Annotated in this window: 7 protein-coding genes; 1 reads left to right on the top strand and 6 read right to left on the bottom strand. The window is 68.9% G+C overall.

Going from position 1 to position 6,000, the window contains the following annotated elements:
• Positions 1–1,274 (top strand): glycoside hydrolase domain-containing protein (locus tag ABZY89_RS09445; protein WP_355226578.1); only part of this gene is annotated, 1,274 nt, incomplete at its 5' end.
• Here the strand turns inward: ABZY89_RS09445 and ABZY89_RS09440 are convergent.
• From ABZY89_RS09440 to ABZY89_RS09415, 6 genes are all read right to left on the bottom strand, one after another.
• Positions 1,257–1,883 (bottom strand): hypothetical protein, encoded by a 627-nt coding sequence (locus ABZY89_RS09440; RefSeq protein WP_355226576.1) that lies wholly within the window; start codon positions 1,881–1,883, stop codon positions 1,257–1,259. The two genes, ABZY89_RS09445 and ABZY89_RS09440, sit on opposite strands and share 18 nt — an antisense overlap.
• On the bottom strand, positions 1,883–2,476 hold the full coding sequence (locus tag ABZY89_RS09435; RefSeq protein WP_355226574.1) for a hypothetical protein: 594 nt from the start codon (positions 2,474–2,476) through the stop codon (positions 1,883–1,885). The genes ABZY89_RS09440 and ABZY89_RS09435 overlap by 1 nt, the downstream gene beginning before the upstream one ends.
• A 4-nt stretch (positions 2,477–2,480) precedes the next feature.
• Complete coding sequence (locus ABZY89_RS09430; RefSeq protein WP_355226572.1) at positions 2,481–4,277, bottom strand: M91 family zinc metallopeptidase; 1,797 nt, start codon at positions 4,275–4,277, stop codon at positions 2,481–2,483.
• Positions 4,278–4,287: 10 nt separating this feature from the next.
• Positions 4,288–4,707, bottom strand: a complete 420-nt coding sequence (locus ABZY89_RS09425; protein WP_355019620.1) for a hypothetical protein — start codon at positions 4,705–4,707, stop codon at positions 4,288–4,290.
• A gap of 101 nt (positions 4,708–4,808) precedes the next feature.
• Positions 4,809–5,315: a general stress protein gene (locus ABZY89_RS09420; RefSeq protein ID WP_355226571.1), complete on the bottom strand. Its 507-nt coding sequence runs from the start codon at positions 5,313–5,315 to the stop codon at positions 4,809–4,811.
• 24 nt (positions 5,316–5,339) lie between these two features.
• Entirely contained in the window at positions 5,340–5,891 is a 552-nt protein-coding gene (locus ABZY89_RS09415; RefSeq protein WP_355226570.1) for a TetR/AcrR family transcriptional regulator, read from the bottom strand.
• Between the last annotated feature and the right edge of the window lie 109 nt (positions 5,892–6,000).

Below are 6,000 nucleotides of genomic sequence, written 5' to 3'. Positions count from 1 at the left end.
ACGAGGTGACTCGCGTAGCCGGCATCGGAGAGCCGATGGGGGTGGTCGCGGCGATCGTTCCGGTCACCAATCCGACCGCGACCGTCATCTTCAAGGCGGCGATGGACCGCTGGTGGAAGCACTCCAACTTCGGCGCGGTCGGCATCTACATCGCCGGCAACTCGCGCGGCTGCCGCACCCAGACCAACCTGAGCGCGACGTGGGTGCGCACCCAGCAGGCCCGTGGCTGGCGGCTGCTGCCGATCACGCTCGGCCCGCAGGCCTCGTGCAACCCGCACTTCCCGCGCTACCGCGACGACCCGCGGATCAGCGCCCGCTCGACCGACCAGTACGCCACGGCAAAGCGCCAGGGCGTCGCCCAGGCCGGCGCGACCGTGGAGGCCGCCAAGCGCTACGGCATCGCCGCCGGAAGCACGATGTTCTACGACCTCGAGGGTTTCGACATCGGCAACAAGCGGTGTCGTGAGTCGGCGATGTGGTTCGTCTCGGCCTGGAGCTACCGGATCAAGAAGCTGGGCTACCGCCCGGCGCTGTACTCGAGCGCGTCGTCCGGGATCAAGGCGATGTACGCCGTCTGGCACGCCCAGCCGCGCGGCTTCGTCTACCCCGCGGACCTGTGGATCGCCGACTGGGACGGCCGCGCCGGCACCTCGACCCGCTACATCCCCGACAAGCCCTGGAACCCGCACCGCCGCGTCAAGCAGTACCGCGGCCCGCACAAGGAGACCCACGGCGGCACCACCATCGAGATCGACTCCAACTTCGTCGACCTCGGCCGGGGCTCCTACGCGCGGCCGGTGACGCATTGCGGCGGCGTGCCGGTCAGCTTCACCAACTATCCCGCCCTCAAGCCGCGCACCAGCTCCTACACTCCCTCGCCGATCTACACCAAGGCGCTCGAGTGCATGCTCCGCGAGCGCGGGAACTTCGGCGGCCCCATCGACGGGACGTACGACCGGGGGCTGGTGAGCTCGGTCAACGCCTGGCAGCGCTCGCACGGCCTGACGGTGCGCAAGACCTGGACCCAGGGTGCCTGGAAGACGCTGTGGGCGGCCAACAGCCGCCCGCTCCTGAAGCGTGGCTCCGCAGGCGAGAGCGTCCGCGACCTCCAGCGCGCCCTCAGCGCCACCTCCGCGCCGGAGCGCCCGAAGATCACCGGCGTCATGGACTGGAACACCCAGGTCGCCCTCGTCGCCTACCAGAAGCGCCTCGGTCGCACCGCGAACGGCATGGCCACCGAGGTCACCTGGTACGACCTAGCCCACGGCCGCTGAGTCCGAGCAGAACAGGTGCTGCGCGGCGCTCGCGTGGCCGACGGTCCTCGTCCCGTCCTCCTCGGTCTGCGGCGTCATCGACTCGGGGAAGGGCGGGGCGATCACGCCGAGGCAGAACCGGACCTCGTCGACATCTCTCGGGATCGACATCGGGCCTGTTCCGAGGTCGGTCCCGAACGGGTGGAACCAGGTCAACGGCAACGTCGACCTCACCTCCACCTCGACGACCTCGCCCGGCGCCACCTCGGTGACCCCGACATCTGGGATCGACGCCCAGGTCTGGTCGGTGTCCGGAAAGCCGAAGAGCGCCTGCGACAGCAGGGCCTTGCCGTCGGCGTCCTCGGTCACGTACGCCGCATCATCCCGATAGCGGACGCCAGCACCAGCGGGGACCCCGGGCCAGTTGATGAGCAGCAGCGGCTCATCAGCATCGTTGGCGAACCGGTAGTTCACCTGGACCTCGGTGTCGCTGACCTTCACGTCGGCTTTGAACGTCGCATCCGGCGCCGACGCCGAGCTCGACGGGCCGAACTCGCCGTAGGGCGAGTCCTCGGCGCACCCGCCGAGAGACGTCATCAGCGCCACCACGAGCAGGCCGACGCGCGTCATCAGTCCAGGGACGCCGGATCGGAGCAGAAGATCTGCTGGGACTCCGCGGCCGAGTCGGAGTGGGCGAGCCCGGTCACCTCGGCCGGGACGCCGTCGGGGTAGAGGTCGCGGAGGTCGAGGACACCGACACAGAAGATGACCTCTTCGACCGGGTCCGGGAGCTCCGGGACGGAGTCGTCGTCGAACGGTCGGTATTCCTCGAGCGGCAACGGCACGCGTACGTCCCGCTTCATCTCCTCGCCCGCCGCCAGCTTGACCCAACCGACCGCCGGCATCTGGGCGAACGACTTGTCGTCCGGCAGAGCGAACACCCGCTTGCCGACCTCGGCCCGGCTCCCGCCGCTGCCCAGGACGTAGACGGTGTCCGCCGAGGCCGGCTGCAGCGCCCCGTTGGCGTACGTCGGCACCGAGTCGACCACGTAGACGTCGGTGTCCGCGTCGTTGACCACCCGATAGCTGACCTCGAGCGCTCCGCCCGGCTGGGCGATCTCCGACTCGAACCGGACACCCTCGATCTCGCGCTCCCCTTCCGGCGCCTTCGCGCAGCCGCTCATCACCAGACCTCCCGCCGTCAGCAGCGATGCCAGGAGCATCAACCTAGTAGTGGTCACGGTGCGGAGCTCCCATCTCGTCGCGGAGCCCGTTCTCGGTGTAGACGTACGGGTGGTCCGGGTCGATCTGCTCCGGGGTGCTGGGGTCGTTGTCGTGATCGACGGGAAGACCGGCAGCCTCGCGCTCACGGTTGTTCGTCCCCTGATTCTCGGGGTCGTCGCCGTGATATTCGCCGGGCTCGAGCGTGTCGTGCATGTAGTCGTAGACGTGCGCCATCTCGTGGTAGAGCACCGCGACCGGCGGGCCGTCGACGGGCGTCTGGGGAGCACGGTTGCCGGTGTTCATCGTGTCGATGTCCGGCATGTACTCGATCTCGTTGCCGCCCATCGGTCCGTTGGACGCCGAGCTGTTCGGGGTGTCACCGACGTACTCGCGGATGGTCAGGTTCTCCTGCCCGATGCCGAACACGCCCGAGTCGTCATGCCTCCGGTCCAGCGCGGCGAGCATCTGCTGGCCCGTCGGCGACGCGGCCAGCATCTCGAGGTCGGCGCGGGTCCGGGCGACGAACTCCGGCGAACCCTCGATCTTGATCCACTCCGGGACCTCGGTGATCTGGACCGTCACGTGCTGCTCGACGTCCTCGTCGGTGTCGCCGGACTCGCTGTGGGCCTTGTCGTCACCCGAGCCACCGTAGGTGGTGTCGGTCCCCCGCCCCGCGTACGTCACGTCGTCGCCGGCGCCGCCGTGGATCCGGTCGTTGTCGTCACCACCGGAGGCGATGTCGTTGCCGTCGCCGCCTACGAGCAGGTCGTCGCCGTCGGCCCCTTCGAGGTAGTCCTGGCCGCGACCACCGCTGATCCGGTCGTTTCCGGCCATGCCGTAGACGGTGTCGTCGCCGCCGGCTCCGGTGGCGAGGTCGTTGCCACCCTGGGCGTCGATGTAGTCGCGATCGGTGCCGCCCGAGACCCGGTCGTCGCCGTCGCCGGCGAAGATGTGGTCGCGGCCCTGGCCACCGACGATGCGGTCGCTCCCGCTGCCACCGTTGAGCCGGTCGTCACCTCGACCACCAAGCAGCGAGAGGTTGACGTTGGTGCCCTGCGGGACGTTGATCTCGTCGTTGCCCTCGCCGGCGCGGATGACGATCTCGTTGCCGGGAGGTACGTCGTACATCTGACCGTTGACGGTGACGACCTGCTTGCCGGTCAACGGGTTGATCCCGACCGTGACCACGTCGTCGCCGCTGCCGGTGTTGATGTACGTCTTTCCGTCGACGTTGATCATGCCGACCGAGTCCACGTCGGCGGGGAGGTGGAACGGGTCCTGGCCGGACTCGGCGATCGCCGCCATGCTCGTCGACAACCCCTGCCAGGCAGCGGTGGTGTCGACCAGCACCTGCCGGTCGGCGTTGAGGTCGCGATCGAGGCCGGTCCGGATCTCGGAGGCACGCGCGATGGCGTCGGTGACCAGTTTGCTGTCCTCGGGGGTCTCGGGCTCGAACCGGATGTCACCCGACGGGCTGCCCTGGTGCGGGATGTGGGCCACCGTCGCCCAGGACTGGTCGAGGTGGCCCTGGGCGATGCGTACGGTGCCGGCGATCCGGGACGTAGCCGAGGCTGCCTTGTCGGCGAGGTCGCGCGCCTGGTCGAGGTCGGTCAGAAGCGTCTTGCGATGCCCTTCATAGGACTCGGCCGTCTGCCCCTCCCAGTCGGCGACTACGTCCTTGGAGCCGCTGATGAACGCCTCGGTGACGCCGTCGAGCGCCTTCGCGATCGAGGTCCAGCCTCGCGACGCGTCATCGATCGACGCCGCGTCGTCCCACAGCTTCCAGGTGCCTTCGGACATCTCGGGCTCCTCAGCGCGGGGTCGGGGTGGGGCCCGGCGACGGGCTCGGGGTGGGTGAAGGAGGCGGCGGCCCCGGGGTCGGCTCCGGAGGCCGCGGCGTCGGACCCGGCTCGAGCGAATTGCTCGACTGGGCGGCGCGGGCGACCTCCTCGTCGGTAGCGGAGATGTCGAACGCGCACAGCATGAGGGCGTCGGCGTCCGCCTCGAAGACGGCCGCGAACGACTCGAGCGCGCTGGACGCGGCCTCGACCAGCGGCCCGTGGGCAGCCGTGGTGTCGTAGCCGCCCTGGGTGTTTCCGGCGTCGCGCGAGGCGACCACGAGTGCGCCGGCGTTGTCCGTGGTCGCGCCGGTCAGGTCCATCGCCCAGTCGATGCAGCGGTCAGCGAGCTTGACGAGCTCGGCGGGACGTACGTTGATCTGAGATGACATCGGGGCCTCCTTCTCCAACGGAGTTCTTCCCCGGAACACGCGTGACTACACGCGAACGCCGCGCCTATCTCACGATCCGAGACGTCGGAGAACGGTGCCCGTCAGGAGAACGGGTTGGGGAGGGCACCCGGGAGGTCGGCGAGGAGCTCGCGGGCACGGGCGGCGACCTTGTGCTCGACGAGGACCTCGTACTTCGTCGGCACGATGACCTTGACGCTCGAGAAGTCGCGGGTGCCGCGGGTGGCGGCATAGCCGATCAGCGACCAGATGAGGCCGAAGACGATGCCGAGGAGCACCGTCGACAGGAGGATGAAGAGGAAGTTCTCGTCGCCGAAGAGCGACACGATCAGGCCGACGAAGACACCGAACCAGGCGCCGGAGAGGACGCCGGCGAGGGCGACCTTGCTCCAGGTGAGGCGACCGGTGATCCGCTCGATCTGCTTCAGCTCGGTGCCGACGATCATGCAGTTCTCGACCGGGAACTCCTTGTCGGAGAGGTGGTCGACCGTCTTCTGCGCGGCCGCGTAGTCGTCATAGGTCGCGAGCGACTGAGGAAACTCCAGCTTCAGCGGGCTCTGCGGGCCGCCGACCGGCGAGGTGAAGGACATGGTCCCAGTGTGCCCCAGAAGGGGTCAGTTCTTGAGGACGCCGTTCGCGATGACATCGAGCATGGGACGTACGTCCTTGGGCTCGAGCGAGGAGTGGTCGGCCATGGTCGCGACGCCGCCGAGGAGGCGGCACACGTCGAGGTTGTCGACACCCTCGCGGAGCACGCCGTGCTCGGCCATCTCCGTCAGGACACTCTCGTTGGCGTCGGCGTAGGTCTGGCACTTGGTGCGCAGCGGGGAGTCCTGACAGCCGAGGGAGGCGGTGATCTTGGCGGCGGCGCCCTGGTGGCGGGTCAGCAGCGAGACGTACTCCTCGAACCAGGCGAGCAGCTTCTCCCGGCACCCGCCCTCGGTCGCCATCGCCTTCTCGACGTGGGCGGCGACCTCCTCGATCCAGGTCGCCATGATCGCCTCGTGGAGCGCCTCGCGCGTGGGGAAGTGGCGGTAGAGGGTGCCGGGGCCGACGCCCGCACGCCGAGCGACCTCGTCCAGAGGTGCGTCGAGACCCCGCTCCTTGAACACCGCATGGGCGACCTCGATCAGCCGCTCGCGGTTGCGCTGCGCGTCGGCTCTCATCAGGACCTCCTCAGTGGCTCCCGCCTCGCTGCGGGCGCCTCAGGTTAACAGCAGCCCCCGTCACAGGATCTAAATGCATTGTTAAACGGAGACACTCTCCGGTAGTGTC

It is taken from the genome of Nocardioides sp. NPDC006303 (assembly GCF_040613175.1).
Taxonomy (GTDB): domain Bacteria; phylum Actinomycetota; class Actinomycetes; order Propionibacteriales; family Nocardioidaceae; genus Nocardioides.
The sequence above is the reverse complement of the archived record's forward strand: the minus strand, read 5'-3'. Positions and strand labels throughout refer to the sequence as shown.

Bases quoted from the DNA above. Each gene is read 5' to 3' on its own strand.
- ABZY89_RS09420 (WP_355226571.1), bottom strand. From the start codon at position 5,315: ATGTCCTTCACCTCGCCGGTCGGCGGCCCGCAGAGCCCGCTGAAGCTG.
- ABZY89_RS09415 (WP_355226570.1), bottom strand. From the start codon at position 5,891: ATGAGAGCCGACGCGCAGCGCAACCGCGAGCGGCTGATCGAGGTCGCC.
- ABZY89_RS09440 (WP_355226576.1), bottom strand. From the start codon at position 1,883: ATGACGCGCGTCGGCCTGCTCGTGGTGGCGCTGATGACGTCTCTCGGC.
- ABZY89_RS09430 (WP_355226572.1), bottom strand. From the start codon at position 4,277: ATGTCCGAAGGCACCTGGAAGCTGTGGGACGACGCGGCGTCGATCGAT.
- ABZY89_RS09435 (WP_355226574.1), bottom strand. From the start codon at position 2,476: ATGCTCCTGGCATCGCTGCTGACGGCGGGAGGTCTGGTGATGAGCGGC.
- ABZY89_RS09425 (WP_355019620.1), bottom strand. From the start codon at position 4,707: ATGTCATCTCAGATCAACGTACGTCCCGCCGAGCTCGTCAAGCTCGCT.